This window comes from Hymenobacter lapidiphilus, from assembly GCF_013377885.1.
GTDB classification, from domain to species: Bacteria; Bacteroidota; Bacteroidia; order Cytophagales; family Hymenobacteraceae; genus Hymenobacter; species Hymenobacter lapidiphilus.
Genome location: NZ_JABKAU010000001.1, coordinates 194,049 through 215,680, shown reverse-complemented (window position 1 = coordinate 215,680; position 21,632 = coordinate 194,049). Strand labels below are relative to the sequence as shown.

General features: G+C 58.8%; 20 protein-coding genes. 7 read left to right on the top strand and 13 right to left on the bottom strand.

The features are described 5' to 3' along the window. Window positions 1–58: 58 nt before the first annotated feature. The 5 genes from HW554_RS01015 to HW554_RS00995 form a co-directional block, all read right to left on the bottom strand. On the bottom strand, window positions 59–1,342 hold the full coding sequence (locus tag HW554_RS01015) for a hemolysin family protein (RefSeq protein ID WP_176906483.1): 1,284 nt from the start codon (window positions 1,340–1,342) through the stop codon (window positions 59–61). 217 nt (window positions 1,343–1,559) lie between these two features. After that, the gene (locus HW554_RS01010) at window positions 1,560–3,494 is read right to left on the bottom strand and encodes a KUP/HAK/KT family potassium transporter (protein WP_176906482.1); all 1,935 of its coding nucleotides are present in this window, start codon (window positions 3,492–3,494) and stop codon (window positions 1,560–1,562) included. Window positions 3,495–3,621: 127 nt separating this feature from the next. Next, window positions 3,622–4,335: a hypothetical protein gene (locus HW554_RS01005; RefSeq protein ID WP_176906481.1), complete on the bottom strand. Its 714-nt coding sequence runs from the start codon at window positions 4,333–4,335 to the stop codon at window positions 3,622–3,624. Between the two features lie 93 nt (window positions 4,336–4,428). Next, the gene (locus HW554_RS01000) at window positions 4,429–5,070 is read right to left on the bottom strand and encodes an FKBP-type peptidyl-prolyl cis-trans isomerase (protein WP_176906518.1); all 642 of its coding nucleotides are present in this window, start codon (window positions 5,068–5,070) and stop codon (window positions 4,429–4,431) included. Between the two features lie 267 nt (window positions 5,071–5,337). Continuing rightward, on the bottom strand, window positions 5,338–5,475 hold the full coding sequence (locus HW554_RS00995) for a hypothetical protein (protein WP_176906480.1): 138 nt from the start codon (window positions 5,473–5,475) through the stop codon (window positions 5,338–5,340). Window positions 5,476–5,756: 281 nt separating this feature from the next. Between HW554_RS00995 and HW554_RS00990 the strand changes: the two genes are divergently transcribed. Next, complete coding sequence (locus HW554_RS00990; RefSeq protein ID WP_176906479.1) at window positions 5,757–6,359, top strand: hypothetical protein; 603 nt, start codon at window positions 5,757–5,759, stop codon at window positions 6,357–6,359. Between the two features lie 95 nt (window positions 6,360–6,454). Here the strand turns inward: HW554_RS00990 and HW554_RS00985 are convergent, their stop codons facing one another. Both HW554_RS00985 and HW554_RS00980 read right to left on the bottom strand, forming a co-directional pair. Continuing rightward, window positions 6,455–6,940 carry an OmpA family protein gene (locus HW554_RS00985; RefSeq protein ID WP_176906478.1) on the bottom strand — a complete coding sequence of 162 codons (486 nt, stop codon included), beginning with the start codon at window positions 6,938–6,940 and terminating at the stop codon, window positions 6,455–6,457. An 89-nt stretch (window positions 6,941–7,029) separates the two neighbouring features. Then, window positions 7,030–8,868 carry a peptidoglycan D,D-transpeptidase FtsI family protein gene (locus HW554_RS00980; RefSeq protein ID WP_176906477.1) on the bottom strand — a complete coding sequence of 613 codons (1,839 nt, stop codon included), beginning with the start codon at window positions 8,866–8,868 and terminating at the stop codon, window positions 7,030–7,032. A 325-nt stretch (window positions 8,869–9,193) separates the two neighbouring features. Here HW554_RS00980 and HW554_RS00975 point away from each other — a divergent pair, with 325 nt between their 5' ends. Continuing rightward, window positions 9,194–9,496 carry a nucleotidyltransferase family protein gene (locus HW554_RS00975; RefSeq protein WP_176906476.1) on the top strand — a complete coding sequence of 101 codons (303 nt, stop codon included), beginning with the start codon at window positions 9,194–9,196 and terminating at the stop codon, window positions 9,494–9,496. Further along, window positions 9,486–9,827, top strand: coding sequence for a HepT-like ribonuclease domain-containing protein (locus HW554_RS00970; RefSeq protein ID WP_176906475.1), 342 nt, complete (start codon window positions 9,486–9,488; stop codon window positions 9,825–9,827). The genes HW554_RS00975 and HW554_RS00970 overlap by 11 nt, the downstream gene beginning before the upstream one ends. A gap of 153 nt (window positions 9,828–9,980) precedes the next feature. Here the strand turns inward: HW554_RS00970 and HW554_RS00965 are convergent, their stop codons facing one another. The 4 genes from HW554_RS00965 to HW554_RS00950 form a co-directional block, all read right to left on the bottom strand. Continuing rightward, window positions 9,981–10,283, bottom strand: coding sequence for a helix-turn-helix domain-containing protein (locus HW554_RS00965; protein ID WP_176906474.1), 303 nt, complete (start codon window positions 10,281–10,283; stop codon window positions 9,981–9,983). Further along, window positions 10,270–10,608, bottom strand: coding sequence for a type II toxin-antitoxin system RelE/ParE family toxin (locus HW554_RS00960; protein WP_176906473.1), 339 nt, complete (start codon window positions 10,606–10,608; stop codon window positions 10,270–10,272). The genes HW554_RS00965 and HW554_RS00960 overlap by 14 nt, the downstream gene beginning before the upstream one ends. A 268-nt stretch (window positions 10,609–10,876) precedes the next feature. Continuing rightward, window positions 10,877–11,590, bottom strand: coding sequence for a hypothetical protein (locus HW554_RS00955; protein ID WP_176906472.1), 714 nt, complete (start codon window positions 11,588–11,590; stop codon window positions 10,877–10,879). An 80-nt stretch (window positions 11,591–11,670) separates the two neighbouring features. Beyond that, the gene (locus HW554_RS00950) at window positions 11,671–15,147 is read right to left on the bottom strand and encodes a methylmalonyl-CoA mutase family protein (protein ID WP_176906471.1); all 3,477 of its coding nucleotides are present in this window, start codon (window positions 15,145–15,147) and stop codon (window positions 11,671–11,673) included. Window positions 15,148–15,285: 138 nt separating this feature from the next. On the opposite strand from HW554_RS00950, the gene HW554_RS00945 reads away from it, so the two are divergent. After that, a complete protein-coding gene (locus tag HW554_RS00945) occupies window positions 15,286–16,038 on the top strand; it encodes a hypothetical protein (protein WP_176906470.1) in 753 nt (250 codons plus the stop codon). A gap of 247 nt (window positions 16,039–16,285) precedes the next feature. On the opposite strand, the gene fdhA is transcribed toward HW554_RS00945, so the two are convergent. Both fdhA and HW554_RS00935 read right to left on the bottom strand, forming a co-directional pair. Continuing rightward, window positions 16,286–17,518 (bottom strand): formaldehyde dehydrogenase, glutathione-independent, encoded by a 1,233-nt coding sequence (gene fdhA / locus HW554_RS00940; protein ID WP_176906469.1) that lies wholly within the window; start codon window positions 17,516–17,518, stop codon window positions 16,286–16,288. Between the two features lie 149 nt (window positions 17,519–17,667). After that, window positions 17,668–18,069 (bottom strand): GlcG/HbpS family heme-binding protein, encoded by a 402-nt coding sequence (locus HW554_RS00935; RefSeq protein ID WP_176906468.1) that lies wholly within the window; start codon window positions 18,067–18,069, stop codon window positions 17,668–17,670. Window positions 18,070–18,404: 335 nt separating this feature from the next. On the opposite strand from HW554_RS00935, the gene lepA reads away from it, so the two are divergent. The 3 genes from lepA (at window position 18,405) to HW554_RS00920 (ending at window position 21,431) form a co-directional block, all read left to right on the top strand. Beyond that, window positions 18,405–20,192, top strand: a complete 1,788-nt coding sequence (gene lepA / locus HW554_RS00930) for a translation elongation factor 4 (RefSeq protein ID WP_176906467.1) — start codon at window positions 18,405–18,407, stop codon at window positions 20,190–20,192. A gap of 99 nt (window positions 20,193–20,291) precedes the next feature. Next, window positions 20,292–20,507 (top strand): hypothetical protein, encoded by a 216-nt coding sequence (locus HW554_RS00925; protein ID WP_176906466.1) that lies wholly within the window; start codon window positions 20,292–20,294, stop codon window positions 20,505–20,507. A gap of 18 nt (window positions 20,508–20,525) precedes the next feature. Next, on the top strand, window positions 20,526–21,431 hold the full coding sequence (locus tag HW554_RS00920; RefSeq protein ID WP_176906465.1) for a bifunctional 5,10-methylenetetrahydrofolate dehydrogenase/5,10-methenyltetrahydrofolate cyclohydrolase: 906 nt from the start codon (window positions 20,526–20,528) through the stop codon (window positions 21,429–21,431). Window positions 21,432–21,632 lie beyond the last annotated feature (201 nt).

Sequence of the window (21,632 nt, the reverse complement as noted above, 5' to 3'; positions counted from 1 at the left end):
GCATACTCGTTCTGCTAAGCCAACTGGCCGGCCCGTAGGGTGCAAGCAGTGGGGCGAGCTAATCGAGCTTGGGCTTGAACAGGATTTTGTCGATGTGGCTGCGGTCTACGTCCACGATTTCGAAGTAGTGGCCCTCCCAGTTGAAATGCTCGCCGGCGCGAGGTAATGAGTTTAGAATGTGCAGTGCAAAGCCGCCGATACTATGAAAGCCCGTCAGGCCGCGCCGCGCCGCTAGCGAAATGTGGAAACGCTCGGCAAACTCGGCGAAAGGCAGTTGTGCATCGATAAGAAACGAGCCGTCGCTGCGTTCCACAATAGCGGGTTCGCCTTCCGTATCGGGCGAAATGTCGCCCACCAGCGCGTCGAGTATATCGTCGATTGTCACCATCCCGACCACCCCGCCAAACTCATCCACCACAATGGCTTGGTGCACGCGCCGCAGCCGGAACATTTCCAGGGCATGGTAGGCTTTGCTGGAAGCGGGCATAAACAATGGCTCGCGTTGTAGCTCGCCCAAGCGCCGTAGCTGCGTATCCAGCGGTATTTCGTTTACCAGATCTTTCAGGTACACCATGCCCCGCACTTCGTCTAGGCTGCCCTGGCAGAGCGGGTAGGCCGAGCGCTTGCGGGCAAGCACCGTCTGACGGGTCGTGTCCAGGTCAGCTTCCAGGTCCAGCCACTCTATGTCCTGGCGGCTGGTCATGAGCGAGCCCAGGCGCCGGTCGCCCAGGCTGAAGACGTTCTTGACAATGTCGTGCTCAATTTCCTGAATCGTTCCCCCCGTAGCTCCTTCCCGGATCATGGCCTTGATTTCCTCCTCCGTTACCGGGCTTTCCTGGGTATTGATGCCCAGAACCCGGATAAGAAAGTCGCTGGAAACGGTTAATAGCCAGATAAAGGGTGAAGTAAGCCGGGAAAGCAACGCCATGGGCGCGGCCATAAACTTGATGATGCTCTCGGGGTTGGTCAGGCCGATGCGCTTGGGCAGCAACTCCCCAATCACCACCGAGAGGTAAGTGATGAAGACAACCATCAGGACTACGGCAATATTGTGGGCAAAAGGAGCCAGCACGGGCACTTGGGCAATTACGCCCTCAAGCTGGGTGGTAAGCCCCGCTCCGCTGAACACGCCCGTGAGGATGCTGATAAGCGTGATGCCGATCTGGACGGTGGAGAGAAACCGGGTGGGCTGCTGGGCCAGCGCCAGGGCAGCCTGGGCCGGGCGGCTACCCTGCTTGGCCTGGGCTTCCAGCTTGGCCTTGCGCGAGGAAATCAGCGCAATTTCCGACATGGAAAAAACGCCGTTGAGCAAGACCAACAGCAGAATAATGAGTAATTCCATGAACTAAAGGTAGGTAATATGCCTGCCAGCAGTGTGTTTTTACTTTCCTACTATCACCGAATGGAATGATTGGAAAGCAAAAATATACTGCTGGTAAAAGCCATGTCCTGCCGCATTGATGGAATTGGGTTGGTTGTACTCAGGATCGATTTGCTGTCAGTGCGCAAACCAGCGGGAGGGAAGCTTCGCGCTACAGTCTCTTTGCGTAAATCCTGTTCTAAAAAATCCGTTGCAGCGACATCTCACGCACAGGCGCAATCACCAGCGGTACCTTTTCCACTTTCACTGAGCTGGTATCGAGGCCGAAGTACTTTGCTTCGGAGGCGATAAACTGCTTGATGTAGAAATAAGATTGCATCACGAGCTTCTCCACCGTCGGGAAGTCATTTTCGACCGAGAGGTACTTCTCCATCACTACGAAGCGAAAGTCACCGGTTACGTGCTGCTTGCTCAGCGACTCGTAGCGCGAAGTGATATCGACCTCCTTGTTGCGCACCAGCTCCTCAATCACCTTGCGGAAATAGAGGTTGATTTTCTGCTCGACGCGGAAACCCAGCCGGAATGTAATGCGGAAAGCATCGTCGGGGGCCAGCTCGGTCACCTTGTACTCCATGGTGTAGGGCTGGTCGGTGGTATCGACGTGTACGAACCAGTAGATGTCGGCCCGTTTGGGGCGCTTCTGGAAGATGGAGTAGATGATTTTGGCCTCTATTTCCGACGCCCGCTCGGCCGAGGTCAGGAACACGAGGTGGGTGGCGTACTTCGACACGGACTCGTCGGCGCTTAGTTCTTTGAGGGCCTCAATGTAGGGGTCAATCTTCACGAACTCGGTGAGGCGGCGCTTGATGTAGTACGCCCGCAGCCACACGTACATCACGCTCATCAGCAGCCCGCCAATCAGCAGCGACACCCAGCCGCCGTGCGGAAACTTGATGAGGTTGGCCACCAGAAAAGAACCCTCAATAGCGCCATATACTACCACAAACAATCCGATAACGGCCAGTGGCACCTTCTTCGAGCGCAGCCAGACACTCAGCAAAATCGTGGTCATGAGCATGGTAAGCGTGATGGCCAGCCCGTAGGCGGCCTCCATGTGCTCGGAGCGGCGGAAGTACAGCACCACCCCGATGCAACCCAGCAGCAGCAGCCGGTTCATGCTGGGTACAAACAGCTGGCCCTTTACGTCGGTGGGGTAGTTGAGCTTTACCTTGGGCCACATGTTGAGGCGAATGGCTTCGGCTACGAGCGTGAATGAGCCCGTAATGAGGGCCTGCGAGGCAATAACGGCGGCCAGCGTGGCAATGCCGATGCCGATGAGCAGAAACCACTCGGGCATCAGCTCATAAAACGGGTTGCGGCCGTTGAGCTGCTGGCCCTGCTGCGACATCAGCCAGCCGCCCTGGCCCAGGTAGTTGAGCACCAGGCACGATTTCACGAAAATCCAGCTGATGCGAATATTGCCCTTGCCGCAGTGGCCCAGGTCGGAATACAGCGCCTCGGCCCCGGTTGTGCACAGAAACACGGCGCCCAGCAGCCAGAAGCCACCGGGGTAGTTTACTAGTAGGTTGTAGGCGTAGTAGGGGTTGAAAGCCTTCAGGATTTCGGGGTGGTGCATCACCCCGCTCACGCCCAGGATGCCCAGCATGGCGAACCACACGAACATGATGGGACCAAATGCTTTGCCCACAATCTGGGTGCCGAAGCTCTGGAGCAGAAACAGCGCCGCAATAATGCCAATGACGATGGGTACTGTTGGGATATCCGGATACACGGCCTCCAGCCCTTCAATGGCTGATGAAACCGAAATAGGCGGCGTAATTACGCCGTCGGCCAACAGGGCTGCGCCCCCGATAATGGCTACGGCCGAGAGCCAGGCCCCGCGCCGCCGTACCAAGGCATAAAGCGAAAAAATGCCGCCCTCGCCGTTGTTATCAGCATTGAGGGTGAGCAGCACGTACTTAACGGTGGTCTGGAGCGTGAGCGTCCAGATGACGCAGGAGATGCCGCCGTACACGAGCAGCGGGTCAATCTGGCCCGATACGATAGCCTTCATCACGTAGAGTGGCGAAGTGCCGATGTCGCCGTAGATGATACCCAGGGCAATGAGCAAACCGGCCGTCGAAATGGCGGAGTGCTGGTGTTTGGCGTCCATAAGGAAACGGCTGGAAAGAGGCAGAAATGCGGTAAGCGGGGCCGAAGGTAACAGGCGGCCCGTAATCGGCGGTGCACTGGCTGCGGTGCGTAGGCAAACCGGGCCAATAAGTGCGGCGGCCGGCGGCTCAGACCGGGGCGTGCGTGTCAGGACCGGCCTCTTCGGTGGAGGCGGCAGCGGGGGCAATGAAGGCAGTTTGCTGCAGCCAGTACCCGGCGGCAGTAGCCGTTTCGTGGTGGCGCTGCCCGATGCGCCGGTTGGCCTCGCGGGCCAGCGCCAGCCAGCCGTTGGCCGGACCACCAAGCGAGAAATAGCGAGTTTGCCGGCCCGGCCGATGTACCCGCCAGCGGTTGGTGCCGCGCAGGCCCCAAGCCAGTAGCGCCAGGCCCAGCCCGATACCCAGCGCTGCCGGAACCGTTTTCAGCCAAAACTGCAGGTAGGCCGATAGAAAGCCTAAGAAGAGGAAAGCGCCCAGCAACACGCCCAGCAGCCAGCGGACCGGCTGCACATCCACACCCTCCAGCTCGCGCCAGCTAAACTGTTCGGTATTCAGCTCCAGCCCGTCATTGGTCAGTTCCAACCGGCCGTCCTCGCTTCGCAGCGTGGCAAACAACTCGGGTGTTGGTGGCGGGGGCAGCAGCGGCTCGAACGATTCGGCGGGCTGCTCCGGCAAGGGCTCTGGCAGGGATTCTGCCACTGGCTCTGCCGGGGGCGGAGTGGGTAGCGGCGTAGTGGCCGGCTCCGGCCGATGGGTACCATCGGCAAAAGCCCCGCCGCCACCCGTGCTGGTTCGTACCCAGTAGGGCGGAACGTGGCGCAGGGGAGGCAGCGGGGCTTGCATGGTTTGGGTAGGTTTAGGTAACGAAGCAACCAGATGAGGCGGCAAAGGTGATGACATTCCGCTTGCCGGCTCATCTTTCGCTTCGTTTACACGCTACTTGTTCACCTTTACCAGCTCCACATCGAAGATGAGCGTAGTATCGGGGCCGATGTCGCGGCCGGCACCGCGCTTGCCGTAGGCAAGGTCGGAGGGGATGTAAAGGCGCCACTTCGAGCCTTCGGGCATCAGTTGCAGGGCTTCTGTCCAGCCGGCAATTACCTGGTTTACGCCAAACGTAGCGGGCTGGCCGCGCTGGTACGAGCTGTCGAATACGGTGCCGTTGAGCAGCGTGCCGTGGTAGTGGGTGGTAACCGACGAGCCGGGACCGGGCTTAGGGCCGCTGCCCTCCGTAATCACCTCGTATTGCAGGCCGCTGGGTAGGGTGGTTACCCCGGCTTTGTTGGCGTTTTCCTGCAGGAAGGCTTCGCCTTCGGCTTTGCTGTTACCCATATCGTTGGAGTTTTGGTTGTCGTCGTCGTTGTCTTCTTCCATGCCGCCGCCGAGCTGCTCCTGCAGCTGCTGCATAGCGCTCTGCATCTGCTCGGGCGTGAGGCGGCTGGGCTCGTTGGTAAGGGCCTCCTTCATCGACTGGGCGAAAATATCGATGTCCAGGTCGAGGCCTTGCTGGGCGAAGTTGTTGGCCATGTCGCGGCCGATGATGTAGCTGATTTGCTCTTTCAAGCCATTCAATTCCATAAAGCACTGATTTAGGCTGATTTCGAACTGCTGCCGCGGCCAGTTCTGGCTGGCAGTCAGGGTTGAAATCAACTGGTGAAAAACAAGATGCGCGGCCCCGCACGGGCCGGCGCTACTGTGAAGTACCGAAAACCGCCGCGAATGGATGTTGTTTTTTCCGGTCCGGCCGCTAAGGTGCTGACTATGAAGCCCGGTTTCTGAGGCCCAAAAACACGCAAGCCCCGCCGGAGGGGCGAGGCTTGCGGTAACAGAATAGACGGGAGAAGCTTAGCAGAAGTGTAGCTCTTCTTCGTCGCGCAGGTCGAAATGGAGGCTCAGGTCGCGCAATTGCGCAGCCAGGAAACGGAAGGAGCCGAAGCTGCCCAGCAGCAGCAGCGACGAAAAGGTGACGGTGCTCTTTTTCATGGTACTAAGGTTAGATAAGTGTCAATCAGCTGATTGACCACAAAGATACTACACCTGAATTACTAAATTGTTATGCAAGCATAATAAATTGATGACGCTTGGGCCATAAGCATGAGCGGCCTGGGGTAATCGGCGTGCAGGCAATGCTGCACTATATGTATATCGAACAGCTTGACCGGGGAGCAGCAAGCAGCCCATAAAATCATTTAGCACATTGTATAGCTGGGTTTTCATTCTGGTTGGCTACTTTCACGCCATCTTTTCAGTATAAGATTTTACGGATGAAATACCTGTTTACACTACTCTTATTCATCACAGTACATGTGGCCCAGGCTCAGGCCAGCCTGCTGATCAACGGTGTTCGATTAGCTACCCAGTTGGGAGTTATGGTCGTGCGCAACAGCAAAGAAAAAGCGTCTCCCATGCCTCACGTAACGGCTACAACTGAAGCGGCAGCAGCAGCGGCAGCGGCCGCCGCTGCTGTTATACCGAATGTTGCGCCCGTTCCACCCGCTTCAAACAGCGAGTTTGCTTACCATGGACAGCGCATTGCGCGCCAGCGTACTACGGCGACAGACATAAAGGGCAAAGGCGTAACCGAAATCCTGGCCCTGGAAGAGGCTCTGGAGCAAACCCACCAGGCGCTGCTGGCCGACTCTCTGCAGTCGTTTTTGCCCGCTGCTCAGCTCGATGCCATCCGCGCAGTAGCCCGCCGGGCGGCCGCGGCGCGCTACAATTGGAACTTCGCCCCCTACCAGCACGAACTGGGTTTTTATCAGTACGAGGAGGCCCGCCGTACCACTCCCGTACCCGTACCCGTACCCGTACCCGTACCCGTACCCGTACCCGCCGTCGCGCCCGGCCCGGCTACCAAGGGCAAGTAAAAAGCCGCCATTATACCTGCTGAAAGCCCGCTTCCGATAGCCGGAAGCGGGCTTTTTTTGCATCCAGAGCAGTGGCTTTTAGCTGGTAGCGGCCCTCATTCTACCACTCGCACTTCTACGCGCCGGTTGCGCTCATTGGGGGCGGGGTAGAGCGGGCGGGCGTCGCCGTAGCTCACCATGATGAGGCGTGCGGCTGCCACGCCGGCCCGAATCAGGTAGGCCCTTATTGCCTCGGCCCGCTGCTCCGAGAGCTTCATGTTCTCTTTGGAGCGGCCAATGCGGTCGGTGTGGCCGGCAAGCTGAATCCTCAGAGTGGGCCGGCTTAGTAATTCCGCTGCCAGTAGCTGTAGCGTCGGGTTTGATTCGGGCAGCAGCTCGGCAGTGCGCAGCTGAAACAGCACGGCATCGAGTACCATCGTCTCGTTCACCCGCAGGGGGCGGTAGGGCCAGCGTAGCGAGTCGGGCGCCGGAAGTCGGCCTGGCTCCCAGGAGGCCGCCGGGGCCAGCCATAAGGGCCGAAACGGTGCTACAGATGCCGCTGGCGGCAGCAGGAAAGTCAGCAAAAGCAGCGTGTAGTTCATCGCTCAACTAAAAACCAGCAGCCAGGAAAGCGCCGCTGAAACGCCGGAACGCCGTGCCGAATATACAGTAGCAGCGTTCTGGCGGACGATTAGTACCCGTTGCGGGCGCGGTGCTTCACGCGGGCTTCCCAGCGCTTGCGCTTGGGAGCAATGGAGCCGCGCAAATGCTTTTCCATCACCATAACGGCGCAGGGCGCGGCGGCAGTTGCCCCGAAACCGGCGTTTTCGAGGTACACCGCTACTACTATTTTGGGGTTGTCGGCGGGGGCGAAACCAACGAAGGCGGCGTGGTCGTCGTCATCGTCGCCGCCGTTTTCTACGGTGCCGGTTTTGCCAGCCACTGTAATACCCACGTCGGCGAGGCTGGAGGTTTCGGCCGTGCCGCCGCGCTGCATTACGCCTAGCATGCCGGGCAGCAGGGCCGCAAAATTGGCACTGTCGATAAGGGTATAGCGCTTTTGGGTGAAGCGGGGCAGTGGCCCATTGTCGCCGATGCCGCGCACCAGGTGAGGCGGGTAGTACCAGCCGCGGTTGGCGATAATGGCCGTCATGTTGGCCATTTGCAGGCCGGTCATATTGATTTCGCCCTGGCCCACGCTTAGCGAATAGATGGAGCGATAAGTCCAGTTGCGGGTCTTCCGGACCTTGTCGTAATAGGCAGGGGTAGGCAGGAAGCCGGGGGCCTCGCGGGGGATATCCACGCCCAGCACCGAATCCAGCCCAAACGAGCGCACGTAGCGCCGCCACTCGGCCAGGTTGGCGTGGCGGGCGGCCACGGTATCGGCCACCAGACTATCGGGCACGCGCTGGATGAGGTTGCGCATGGTCTGGTAGAAATAGGGGTTGCAACTGTACTTGAGACCCACCGTGAGGCTGCCGGGCCGCGGGTGGTCGTGCACGCACTTGATCAGCGTCTGGTCGCACTTGAAGCCGGTGGTAGGCGTGATGGCGCCCAGCTGCAGCGCCACGGCCGCATTCACCAGCTTGAACACCGAACCGGGCGGGTTGGCCAGCATGGCCGGGCGGTTAAGCAGCGGCTTGTTCTCATCAAAGAGCATCTCCGAGCGCACCTTGGCTTGGTCGGGGGCCGTGAGGGTGGCCGGGTCGTACACGGGGCCCGACACGTAGGCCAGGATTTCGCCGGTTTTCGGGTCGAGGGCCACCAGGTAGCCCTTGCGGTTGCCCATGAGCTGCTCGGCGTAGGCCTGCAGCTTGGTATCGATGGTCAGGTGCAGGTCCTGGCCCTGGCGGAAGGTGGTATCGGTGGCCCAGCTGCCGCGGTTGTTGCCTGCCGAGTCGATGAGCGGGTGCAGGTAACCCACGCGGCCCGTCAGCAGGCCGTTGTAGTAGCCCTCGACGCCACCGTTGCGCAGTTTGTAGAAGCGGCCGCGCTTGGTGCGTTGGGCCTGTTTGAAAAACGCCTGGGCCTCGTTGGCCGGGTAGCCCAGCACGGCCGCGCCGGCGTTGGCGGTGTAGCGGCGGCCCACCTGGGTGCTGAGCACTAGGGTCGGCCACTCCTTGCGAGCCTTGCGTACCCGTGCGGCTTCGGCCGCCGTCAGCCGCAGGTTCACGGGGTAGCCGGCGGGGGCGTTGTCGTAGGGGAGGGCGTTGGCGATGCGCTGCCTAACGGTGGGGGGCCCCCAGCCCAGCAGCTTGGCCAACGCCAGGGTATCGAGGGGGGCCTTGCGCGGCAGTTTCAGCAGGTGTAAGGTGCCGGTTGCTACCAGCACCGAGTCGTTGCGGTCGAGCAGGCGGCCGCGCACGAGCGAGTCGGCGCCCACTACCACGCGGCGCTGGGTAAAGGTTTCGGTGGGTTCCTGCACCTCCTGCGCCGCTACCTCGGCCGAAGGGGAGGAGCAGGCCGTCTGTCCAGTTAGCAGCAGCAGAAACAGCAGCCCCATTCGCCACTTGTAGAAAACTATACGCATGAGTCAAAGCTAGCCATTTGCCCGGCGCGGATAAACAGCGTGCCGACGAACGGGGTAATTGACGCCATGAACGAGTGTATGGGGCAGTTTGGCTGGTTGCACTACACGCCCCCGCCATCCGCCGCCCGCCTCCGGCCCCAACTGAAGCGGCCCGTAACGGCAACGGCGGGCCGGGGAGTAGCAGCGGAAACAGGTGCGCCGCCCGGAGTGGTTCAGGCGGCGCGATGGCGGAAAATCAAAATCGGAGTAGGTAGTCGAGCTTTCGTGAATAACAAAACGCTGCCAAAAGGTGACATTTGCCTCAAGGTCCTATCTTACACGCACCATGCAAGTATTTAATCTAAACCTGAACGCCATCGAAGAGCTATGCCAGCAGCATCGGGTGCGGCAACTGTTTGGGTTTGGCTCGGCCCTGACTCCGGCCTTTGGGCCCGACAGCGACGTGGACTTAGTGGCGGAGTTTGAGCCCATGCCGCTGGAGCAGTACGCCGACAATTACTTCCGCTTCAAGTTTGCGCTGGAGGAGCTATTCGGCCGGCCGGTGGACTTGCTGGAAGCCCAGGCCGTGCGCAATCCGTACTTCCGCCAGCAACTCGAAGCTACCCGGCAACTTCTGTATGCAGCCTGAGATTCGCGCCTGCCTGTATGATGTACTGCAAGCCATCGAGGAAACGGAAAGCTTCTTCGCCGGGCGGCCGCTGGACTTCACGCACTACCAGCGCGACGTGCGTACCCGCCGCGCCACTGAGCGCAACCTCGAAATAATGGGCGAAGCAGTGGGCCGTATCATGAAGCTGGCCCCGGATTTTCAGCTCTCCAACGCCCGCCAGACCATAGCCACCCGCAACCGGATTATCCACGGCTACGACACGGTCTCGGATGAGATGACGTGGAGTATCGTAGTGCGTCATCTGCCGCAACTGAAGCAGGAAGTATTGGCGCTGCTAGCTGCGGAGTAGTTTCCTGTTCAACTGCCCCCGCCGCCCCGCCGTGCGCCCCCGGCCCCAACCGAAGCAGCTTGTAACGGCAACGGCGGGTGGGGCGGTAGCGCCGGAAACAGGTGCGCCGCCCGGAGTGGTCCAGGCGGCGCGGTTTTATGAGATGGAGCCGAGCTAAAACTTAATGGAGAACTCCAGGTGGCCACCCAGGCCCTCGGCGATAATGCGCTGCAAGGTGGATAGACGCACGTCTTTCAGGTCCTTTTCCAGCTTCGAGATGTACGATTTGTCGGTGCCGGCTAGCTCGGCCAGTTGGGCTTGGGTGAGGCCTTTGGCTTGCCGGGCCTGCTGGAGCATGGCCCCGAGCTTGAACACTTCGTAGCCCGCTTCAAACTCCTCGCGGGGCTTGCTGCCAACGGGGCCGTGCTCCTGGTCGACGAACTCGCTGAGGCTGGTGAGGTTTTTAGCGGCTTTCATAGTATTCGGCTTTGATAGTGTGCGCCCGTTCCAGTTCGGATTTGGGCGTTTTCTGTGTCTTCTTGGTGAACCCGTGGCCGATGACCACGACGTTGCCCTTATCGAAAAAGCAGAAGATGCGGAAGATGTCGCTGCCGACCTGCACCCGGATTTCATAGAGGCCGTCGGAGCCAGTGAGGTGCTTGAAGTACGTTTCCGGTAGCTGCTCCAGGTCTTCTACGACGCGCAAGGTCCACAGAATCTTCTTCTTGACCTTCTCCGTTTGCGCCTGATAAAAGTCGCGAAAGTAGTTTTTAAAGAAGAACAGGCTGCGCTTTTTCGGCATGAACCAAAGATAAGCGAAGTAGTCCAATCAGACAACTTGACATTACAGGCGTTGGTTCAACCAGCCGCATCGCCCGACCTACCCGTTCCAGCCATCCGCCCCCGACGCCCCGCCGTACGCCCCCGGCCCCAGCCGAAGCGGCCCGTAACGGCAGCGGCGGGTGGGGCGGTAGCGGCGGAAATGGGTGCGCCGATTGGGTTGACCGGCGTGGCGCGGAACCGGCTGGCCGCTGGGACGGCTGGGGATACTGAGGCTTACGCGAGGTAGCTCAAGCCAACTCACAAAGTGCTTTTACCTTAACTAAGAACCAAGGTACAGGCTCAAAACCATTGTCCTCATCATTCATATAATTTAATGCGTTAGATAAATTTTCATTTTCTTCAAAAAGACCATATTCATTCATTTCAAGCTTAAACATGGTAATCAAGTCCACTTCATTAGTGTGGCAATGGAAAGTGTGAAAGTCGCCACCAATCTCCACACCAATTAAATCATAACCAACTATTTGCTGATTTATTGATTGGTCTTCAACGATGCGATTTTGTAATGTATCAACTAAGCCAATCAAACCTTGATTTTCAAAAGTAGGCTTAAACTCTTCAATTAACGCCGTCGCCTCTGATTCATTAAAGTAAAGAGCAAACAATTTAATATCTCTCAAATGAGAGAAATAAACTTTGTGATACGTTTTTGCAGCTTGGATAGTGGAAAAAACATTGGGCCATCCAACGTTTTTTGGCTCGCCATCAAAATTGCTATCCACCCAAAGGCGTATTGAGTTTATTGCTTCTTCATCTATCAAGTAGTCCTGTTTTACTTTTTTTAAATCTCTCTTGAATGTAGTGGCCCATGAGAATGACCATGAATCAAAAAGGCTATTGTTGATGCAGGTGCTACAAGTCAAAACGCGTTGGTTTTTTTCTGACCCAAACTCAATCGGTTGAATTTGCATAAGGTAATATCCTCCTAAATAGTATTTCATATTACAATCTGTTAAATAGAAAAAGGGTGCTACCTCTTGCAAGATAGCACCCTTTTTAAATAGAAGAAATATGCCTTGCCTTACATATTTCTTCTATACTGCCCGCCAACTTCGAACAACGCATTCGTAATCTGACCCAGCGAGCAGAACTTAACGGTGTCCATTAGCTCCTCGAAGAGGTTGCCGTTGGCCACGGCTACTTGCTGCAGGTGCTTGAGGCGCGCGGGAGCCTCGGCGGCGTTGCGGGCCTGCAGGGCCTCCAGCATCGTAATCTGGTACTGCTTCTCCTCCTCGGTGGCCCGAATTACCTCGGCGGGTATCACCGTGGGCGAGCCCTTCGACGAGAGGAAAGTGTTGACGCCGATAATGGGGTACTCGCCCGTGTGCTTGAGCATCTCGTAGTGCATGCTCTCCTCCTGAATCTTGCCGCGCTGGTACATGGTTTCCATGGCCCCGAGCACGCCGCCGCGCTCCGTAATGCGGTCGAATTCGAGCAGTACGGCTTCCTCCACCAGGTCGGTCAGCTCCTCGATGATGAACGAGCCCTGGAGGGGGTTTTCGTTCTTGGCCAGGCCCAGCTCGCGGTTGATGATGAGCTGGATGGCCATGGCCCGGCGCACCGATTCCTCGGTGGGCGTGGTAATGGCCTCATCGTAGGCGTTGGTGTGCAGGCTGTTGCAGTTGTCGTAGATGGCGTACAGGGCCTGCAGGGTGGTGCGGATGTCGTTGAAGTCGATTTCCTGGGCGTGCAGGCTCCGGCCGCTGGTCTGGATGTGGTACTTCAGCATCTGCGAGCGGGCGTTGGCGCCGTACTTCAGCTTCATGGCCTTGGCCCAGATGCGGCGGGCCACCCGGCCAATCACGGCGTACTCGGGGTCGATGCCGTTGGAGAAGAAGAACGAGAGGTTGGGCGCGAAGTCGTTCACGTCCATGCCCCGGCTCACGTAGTACTCCACGAACGTGAAGCCGTTGCTCAGCGTGAGGGCCAGCTGGGTGATGGGGTTAGCGCCGGCCTCGGCAATGTGGTAGCCCGAAATCGACACCGAGTAGAAGTTGCGGACCTTCTCGTCGATGAAGTACTGCTGCACATCGCCCATGAGGCGCAACGCAAATTCGGTGGAGAAGATGCAGGTGTTCTGGGCCTGGTCTTCCTTGAGAATATCGGCCTGCACCGTGCCGCGCACCTGCGTGAGGGTGCGGGTTTTGATGGACGCGTACACGTCGGCGGGCAGCACCTGGTCGCCGGTTACGCCGAGCAGCAGCAGGCCGAGGCCGTCGTTGCCCTCGGGCAGGGGGCCCTGGTAGTGGGGGCGGGGCTGGCCGTACTGCGTGTATATAGCGTCGATTTTCTGGCTGACCTCGTCTTCCAGGCCGTGCTCCTTAATATAGAGTTCGCACTGCTGGTCAACGGCGGCGTTCATGAAGAAGGCGGCAATGGTAGCGGCCGGCCCGTTGATAGTCATGGACACCGACGTGCTGGGGTTAGCCAGGTTGAAGCCCGAGTAGAGCTTCTTGGCATCGTCGAGGCAGGCAATGCTCACGCCGGCGTTGCCGATTTTGCCGTAGATGTCGGGCCGATGGTCGGGATCTTCGCCGTAGAGCGTCACCGAGTCGAAGGCCGTGCTGAGGCGCTTGGCGGGCAGGCCCATGCTCACGTAGTGGAAGCGGCGGTTGGTGCGCTCGGGGCCGCCTTCGCCGGCAAACATGCGGGTGGGGTCTTCGCCCTCACGCTTGAAGGGGAACACGCCGGCCGTGTACGGGAACTCGCCGGGCACGTTTTCCTGGAGCTGCCAGCGCAGCAGGTCGCCCCAGGCCGTGTAGCGCGGCAGGCTCACTTTGGGAATCTGGGTGCCCGAAAGGCTCTGGGTGTGCGTCTGGAGGCGTAGCTCCTTGTCGCGTACCTTGAACACGAACTCGGGAGCCTTATAGGCGGCTACCGTTTGCGACCAGTTCTCCAGGAGCTTCCAGTTCTGCCCGTCCAGCCGAAGCTTGACCTCCTCGAAGGTGCTCTCCAGGCCGGCCACGAGTGTTCCGGGCTCGACTCCGGCAGGGCTTGCGCCGCCGCCACTACCAATTGCTCCGGCACTGTTTCCGGCGAGGCTTTCAACGGCTCCGACGGCTTGTCGGATTCCATAGAGCTGCTGCGCTGTGGCAGACTGTTTTTGAACCCACTGGTCATACTGGCGGTTGGTTTCGGCTATTTCGGAAAGGTACCGCGTGCGATGCGGCGGAATGATGTAAATCTTCTCGGAGTCCTCGACCGAAGTTTCGAGCTTCGAGGCGAAGGCGTGGCCGGTGCGCTCCTCCATGGTGGCCAGCACGGCGCGGTACAGCCGGTTCATGCCCGGGTCGTTGAACTGCGAAGCGATGGTGCCGAAGACCGGCATGGTATCGGTCTGCTTGTCCCAGAGGCCGTGGTTGCGCTGGTACTGCTTGCGCACGTCGCGCAACGCGTCCAGGGCGCCCCGCTTGTCGAACTTATTGAGGGCAATGACGTCGGCGAAATCGAGCATGTCGATTTTCTCCAGCTGGGTGGCCGCGCCGTACTCGGGCGTCATCACGTAGAGGCTGGCGTCGGAGTGCTCGATGATTTCGGTGTCGGACTGACCAATACCGGACGTTTCGAGGATAATCAGGTCGAAGTCGGCGGCCCGCACCACATCCACGGCATCCTGCACGTATTTGCTCAGGGCTAGGTTGCTCTGGCGCGTCGCCAGGCTGCGCATGTACACCCGGGGGCTGTTGATGGCGTTCATCCGGATTCGGTCGCCCAGCAGCGCCCCGCCGGTTTTACGCTTGCTCGGGTCCACCGAAATGATGGCAATGGTCTTCTCGGGGAAGTCCATCAGAAACCGCCGCACCAGCTCATCCACCAGGCTCGACTTGCCCGCGCCGCCCGTGCCGGTGATGCCTAATATTGGAGCTGTTAGCTGAGAGCTGTTAGCTGTTAGCTTTCCGTCCTTATCAGCGGTTGGAGAGCTATCAGCTAACAGCTGATGGCTAAAAGCTTTTTTAAACTCCTCGGGGAAGTTTTCGGCGGCCGAAATCAGGCGGCCAATGTCGCGGGCGTTCTTGTCTTTGAGGTGGTCGGCCTCGCCGTTGAGGTTCTGGCCGGTCGGGAAGTCGGCCTGTTCGAGCAGGTCGTTGATCATCCCTTGCAGGCCCATGGCGCGGCCGTCGTCGGGCGAGTAAATGCGGGTGACGCCGTGGGCCATCAGGTCCTCGATTTCGGAGGGCAGAATCACGCCGCCGCCGCCGCCGAAGAGCTTGATGTGGCCCGCGCCCCGCTCCTTCAGCAAATCGTGCATGTACTTAAAATACTCGTTGTGGCCGCCCTGGTAGGAGGTAATGGCAATGGCCTGGGCATCCTCTTGAATGGCGCAATCCACGATTTCCTGCACCGAGCGGTTGTGGCCCAGGTGGATAACTTCGGCGCCGCTGCTCTGGATGATGCGGCGCATGATGTTGATGGCGGCATCGTGCCCATCGAACAGCGCGGCGGCCGTTACAATGCGGACGTGATTTTTAGGTTTATAAGGCGCTACGGGAGCTTGCATATCGGGGGGCAGTTGGGTGGGTTTTGGTAGGGCTAAGGTACGAAACAGGCGGCGAGGGCGCGTTGCAAGCGCCCGAAACCGGAGGTAATGCGCAAAAGTAGCAGGTCGGCATTTACTCAAACACGGTAGTTTTACGCCATGCCGAAACGAATGACCCGGAATTTGCAGACGATATGCGCAAGCTTACTACTGCTCGGATTACTTGCTTGGCTGATGGGGTTTTTTATGCCGGCCTTCATACCCGGCAAGAGTGCCAATGACTTGTACGCCCTGCAGCCGGAGTACAGTTCAGGTAATGCAGCAGAAGCCCGAAAAGCCTACTACGCAACCGAAGAAGCTTGGCGCACCAGCCGCAACTCCTGGCTCGATTTCGGCTCTGGCGTAGCTATCAGCAGCCTCACGATTCTGTTGTTTCTACGCGCCAACCGGGTACAAACCTGGACACGTTTCCGGCGGATAAAAACCGTTGGTGAAAGTGCGTTTGTTATCTGGCTGAACGCCGGCTGGGCTTTGTTGTTTGCCGCCCTTTACTGGTACTACCATTACCGGAGCCTGCGCGGCGACTTCCGGCCCATGGCCGATACTACTGCCATTCCACTGATGTATGGGCAGATAGCCTTGTTTGGAGGCTGGCTCGCCAGCAATGCGGTATTTCTGCTCGCTTTGTGGCCGGCGCGCCTGCCCGCACTACTGTTTGAGAAGCCCGAATACAACTCTTGGCCGACCGTGCTGATCGATGCGGTGCTGTTCTTACCACTCATGTTTACTGCCCTTTATACTATATTCACTGTTATCGATGGCGACCATCTGACGATTCCCGCTGCGCTGCTGTTCTTCTACCTAATGCTTGTTCTGCGGGCAGGATATATGCGAGCATTCAACGAACGGTAATAACAGCTATGGCTGCAGAAGACGCTGCCGAAGCAGTGTAGTAGCCAGCGCTTACGCACTTGAGATGTAGCGCGAAGCTCCGGCTTCGCGTTTCGCAGCACGCTTACAGGTGGTTCTATAGTCAGCAACGATACGCGAAGCTGGAGCTTCGCGCTACAGGCTAGCGGCTCCTCTCTGTGAACTCTAAAGACACAAAAAAATGCCCCGACGAATCCGCCGGAGCATTTCCATGTAAACCAAACAGCGCTTACGCCTCCACCGGCTCCTTCGTTTTAGCCTTGGGCTTCACGTCCGGAATCAGGTTGTGGGGGTTGATAACGAACTTCTTGGCCACGCCGCTGTCGAACTCCTCGTAGCCGCGGGGCGCATCGTCGAGGCTGATGACCTCCACATTTACGGCCTTGGCAATCTGCACCTTGTCGTACAGAATGGCCTGCATGAGCTGGCGGTTGTAGCTCATTACGGGCGTCTGGCCCGTATGGAACGAGTGGCTTTTAGCCCAGCCCAGCCCGAACCGGATGGAGAGGCTGCCTTTCTGAGCCGCCTTATCCTCAGCACCTGGGTCTTCGGTTACGTAGAGGCCGGGGATGCCGATGGAGCCCCCGGCGCGGGTTATTTCCATAAGCGAGTTGAGCACGGCCGCCGGCACTTCCTTCTTCGAGTCGGTGCCGTGGCCGCTGGCCTCGAAACCCACGCAGTCAACGGCGCAGTCGATTTCCGGCACGCCTAGAATCTGGGTAATCTGCTCGGTCAGGGTCGCGTCGAGCGTCAGGTCCACGGTTTCGCAGCCGAACGAGCGGGCGTGCGCGAGGCGGGCCTTGTTCATGTCGCCCACAATTACCACGGCCGCGCCCAGCAGCTGGGCCGAAGCCGCCGCGGCCAGCCCCACCGGGCCGGCGCCGGCAATGTACACGGTGGTGCCCGGGCCCACGCCGGCCTTCACCGCCCCGTGGAAACCCGTCGGGAAAATGTCGCTCAGCATGGTTAGGTCGCGTATTTTCTCCATCGCCTGGTCCTTGTTCGGGAACCGGAGCAGGTTGAAATCAGCGTAGGGCACCATCACATATTCGGCCTGCCCGCCAATCCAACCGCCCATGTCCACGTAGCCGTAGGCGCCACCGGCGCGGCCCTCGTTCACGCTCAAACAGATGCCGGTTTTCATCTCTTTGCAGGTGCGGCAGCGGCCGCAGGCCACATTAAACGGCACCGATACCAGGTCGCCTTTCTTGAGGAACTCCACATCGGCGCCCGCTTCAATCACTTCGCCGGTTATCTCGTGGCCCAATATCAGGCCGGCCGGCGCCGTGGTCCGGCCGCGCACCATGTGCTGGTCCGAGCCGCAGATATTGGTCGATACTACTTTAAGAATCACGCCGTGCGTGATTTTCTTGCCTTTCGGATTTTTCAGCTCCGGAAAGTCGATATCCTGAACGGCTACTTTGCCGGGTTCCAGATAAACTACGCCTCTGTTGTTAGCCATACTAGTGGGTTTTGGGAGTGGTAGATAAAGTGCGAAACGCCAAACGGCAGCCTTCACCATAAAGGAAGACCGCCGTTTGGTGTTTCAATACAAGGACGATTGGAGTCGTAAGGTTTGCGGCGGCACCAAGGCGGGCCGGCCGCAACCGGCTACTTCAGCGCCTTCATGCCGGCTTCGGCCACGATGTGGTCGTTCTCTACTGAGTCGCCCGACACGCCAATGGCGCCCACGATTTCATCGCCCTGCTTGAGCGGAATGCCGCCGGGGAACGTAATGAGGCCGCTGTTGGAGTGCTCAATGCCGAAGAGCGAGCCGCCGGGCTGCGACAGGCCACCAATGTCGCCGGTGGGCATATCGAAGAAGCGGGCCGTTTTGGCTTTCTTGATGGAGATGTCGAGCGAGCCGAGCCATGCCCCATCCATGCGTGCAAACGCCACGAGGTTGGCTCCGGCATCGACCACGGCAATGTTCATTTTTACGCCCATTTCCTGCGACTTCTGGCGGGCGGCTTCAATAATCTGCTGGGCTTGTTGGAGGTTAATAGAGCTCATGAGAACGGTTTTGGTGAGTGAGGTTGTACGCAGGTATAAGCACAGAAGGACGGATTGGTTTACCCGGAGTTAGCGGCGGCCGGGCCGTTCGTCGTGTTCAGCGACGGCCATCATCAAACCAAATTGAGGGGAGCAACTGAAGCGTAATGGCCGAGGCCTATGCACGCCTGCTGCAAAGCAGGATAGGTGTGCGCAGGTGCTGAAGAACTGAAATTAAACGGGGAAAACAGGCTCTACGTACCGGCCGAACTGTGCGTAGAGCCTGTTGCAGCTGCGGCCGGGTAGCATATCCGGGCGGTGTTGCGTACCTTTGAACCTAGAAAAAACTGCCCTCTGTGAAGAACATCCGCAATTTCTGCATCATTGCCCACATCGACCACGGCAAAAGCACGCTCGCCGACCGCCTGCTCGAATTCACGAGCACCGTGGCCAAGCGCGACATGCAGGCTCAGCTGCTCGACAATATGGATCTGGAGCGGGAGCGAGGCATCACTATCAAGAGCCACGCCATTCAGATGCAGTATCCCTACAAAGGGGAAATCTACACGCTCAACCTGATTGACACCCCCGGCCACGTCGATTTCAGCTACGAAGTAAGCCGCAGCATTGCCGCCTGCGAAGGCGCACTGCTCATCGTGGATGCCTCTCAGGGCATCGAGGCCCAGACAATTTCCAACCTCTACCTCGCCATCGGGGCCGACCTGGAAATTATCCCCGTCCTCAACAAAATCGACCTGCCCCACGCGATGCCCGAGGAGGTGAGCGACGAAATCGTGGACCTCATCGGCTGCGAGTACGAAGACATCCTGCACGCTTCCGGCAAAACCGGCCTCGGCATCGAAGGCATCCTCAACGCCATCATCGAGCGGGTGCCGGCTCCCAAAGGCGACCCCGAAGCCCCGCTCCAAGCCCTTATTTTCGACTCTGTTTTCAACTCCTACCGCGGTATTGAGGTACTGTTCCGCATCAAGAACGGCACCATGCGCAAGGGCGACAAGCTCCGCTTTATGGCCACCGGCAAGGAGTACGGGGCCGATGAAATTGGCATTTTGGGCCTCAACCAGGAACCCCGCCAGGAAATGGGCGCCGGCAACGTGGGCTACCTCATCTCGGGCATCAAAGAAGCCCGCGAAGTGAAAGTGGGCGACACGATTACCCACGTCGCCAACCCCACTAAGGAAGCCATTAAAGGCTTTGCCGATGTGAAGCCGATGGTTTTCGCCGGTATTTACCCCGTCGATACCACCGAGTACGAAGAGCTGCGCTCGTGCATGGAAAAGCTCCAGCTCAACGACGCTTCGCTGGTCTGGGAGCCCGAAACGTCGGTGGCCCTGGGCTTCGGCTTCCGGTGCGGTTTCCTGGGCATGCTGCACATGGAAATCGTGCAGGAGCGCTTGGAGCGCGAGTTCAACATGACAGTGATTACCACCGTGCCCAGCGTGCAGTTCCACGCAACCGGCACCAAAGACCAGCTGCTGACCATCAACGCGCCGAGCGAAATGCCCGAGCCGAACATGATCAAGTACATCGAGGAGCCCTTCATCAAGGCCCAGATCATCACGGCCGCCGATTACGTGGGTCCCATCATCACGCTGTGCATGGAAAAGCGCGGCGTTATCAAAGGCCAGAGCTACCTGACTTCCGAGCGGGTGGAAATGACGTTTGAGCTGCCGCTGTCGGAAATCGTGTTCGACTTCTTCGACAAGCTCAAAACCATCAGCCGCGGCTACGCCTCGCTCGACTACGAGCTGATCGGCTTCCGCGAGTCGGACATGGTGAAGCTCGACATCATGCTCAACGGCGAGAAGGTCGATGCGCTGTCGGCTATTGTACACCGCAGTAAGAGCTACGAGTGGGGCCGCCGCCTGTGCGAAAAACTGCGCGAGCTGCTGCCCCGCCAGCAATTCGAAATTGCCATCCAGGCCAGTATTGGCCAGAAAATCATATCCCGCGAAACGGTGAAAGCCCTGCGCAAAAACGTAATTGCCAAGTGCTACGGTGGCGACATCAGCCGCAAGCGTAAGCTGCTCGAAAAGCAGAAGGAAGGCAAGAAGCGCATGCGTCAGGTTGGCTCCGTTGAGATACCACAAGAGGCCTTCCTGGCCGTTCTGAAGCTTGACTGATAAGTGAAACGCGCCTGCCACAGGCGCGTTTTTTTGCGTACACAATCATTTTCACCTGATGCACTTCTTAACCGGGCGTGTGTTGCTTTCCCTCATACCATGTCTGATCATCACCTCGTAAAGAATTGTCGCAGCTACGACCAGCTGGAGAAAATCCGCCGGGGCCAGGAGCGTAAATTTCGCTGGCGCGACGACTGGCCGGTGATGGAAAAAGCCCTGCTCGCCGCCGGTGCCGAAGCCATTACGGCTTATGAAGCGTCGGTTGCCGCCGAATCTTCGCCGGCTGCCACTGCTGTTGATAAGCCTTCTGCCTAACCAACCCCTGCCTGCTGCATGACGACCGCCCCCGACGCCACAACCTACCGCCTCATCGACGGCAAGCAAACCGCCGAGGACATCAAAGTTGAAATTGCGGCCGAAGTTGCTGCCCGTAAGGCGGCCGGCCACAAAACCCCTCACCTGGCCGCCATTCTGGTGGGCCACGACGGCGGCTCGGAAACCTACGTGCGCAACAAGGTGCTGGCCTGCGAGCGGGTCGGTTTCGAGAGCACGCTGCTCCGCTACGAAGACAGCATCACGGAGGCCGAGCTGCTGGCCAAGGTGGCCGAGCTGAACGAGGACCCGCAAATCGACGGCTTCATTGTGCAGCTGCCGCTACCTTCCCACATCGACACCAACAAGGTGATTGAGGCCGTGCGTCCTGAGAAGGACGTGGATGGCTTCCACCCGATGAATATCGGGCGGATGGTGGCCGGGTTGCCGGCATTGCTACCGGCCACGCCCTCGGGTATTGTGGAGCTGCTGCGCCGCTACGAGTTGCCCACCGACGGTAAACACTGCGTGGTTATCGGCCGCTCCAACATCGTGGGCACACCGGTTAGCATCTTGCTGGCCAAGAACCTGGAGCCCGGCAACTGCACCGTTACTTTATGCCACTCGCGTACCCAGAACCTGCCCGAAATAGCCCGCACGGCTGATATTCTGGTAGCTGCCCTGGGCCGCCCCGGCTTTGTAACGGCCGACATGGTAAAGCCCGGCGCAGTAGTGATTGACGTGGGCACAACCAGGGTAGAGGACGCCAGTCGGAAGGCTGGCTGGGCGCTGAAGGGCGATGTGAACTTCGAGCAGGTCGCCCCGTTGGCCTCTTATATCACGCCTGTACCCGGTGGCGTTGGCCCCATGACCATCGCCATGCTACTGCTGAACACGCTGCGAGCCGCAAAAGGGGAGGTGTATTAGTCGAGGACCGGGCATGTAAAACTCTAAAGTCCAATTAGTCTTGCCCGGGCTTTCAGAATCAGGCACGTTGTAGTACTTTTAAAGTCGGTCTGCCGGGAAAAGCACCAATTACTGCGGTAGTTGGATTTCCCGGCGGCCCGACTTGTTTTTTTTCAGAAGGTTACCCATTTTGCTACACCAACTTCCGCTTACTCCAGCTAC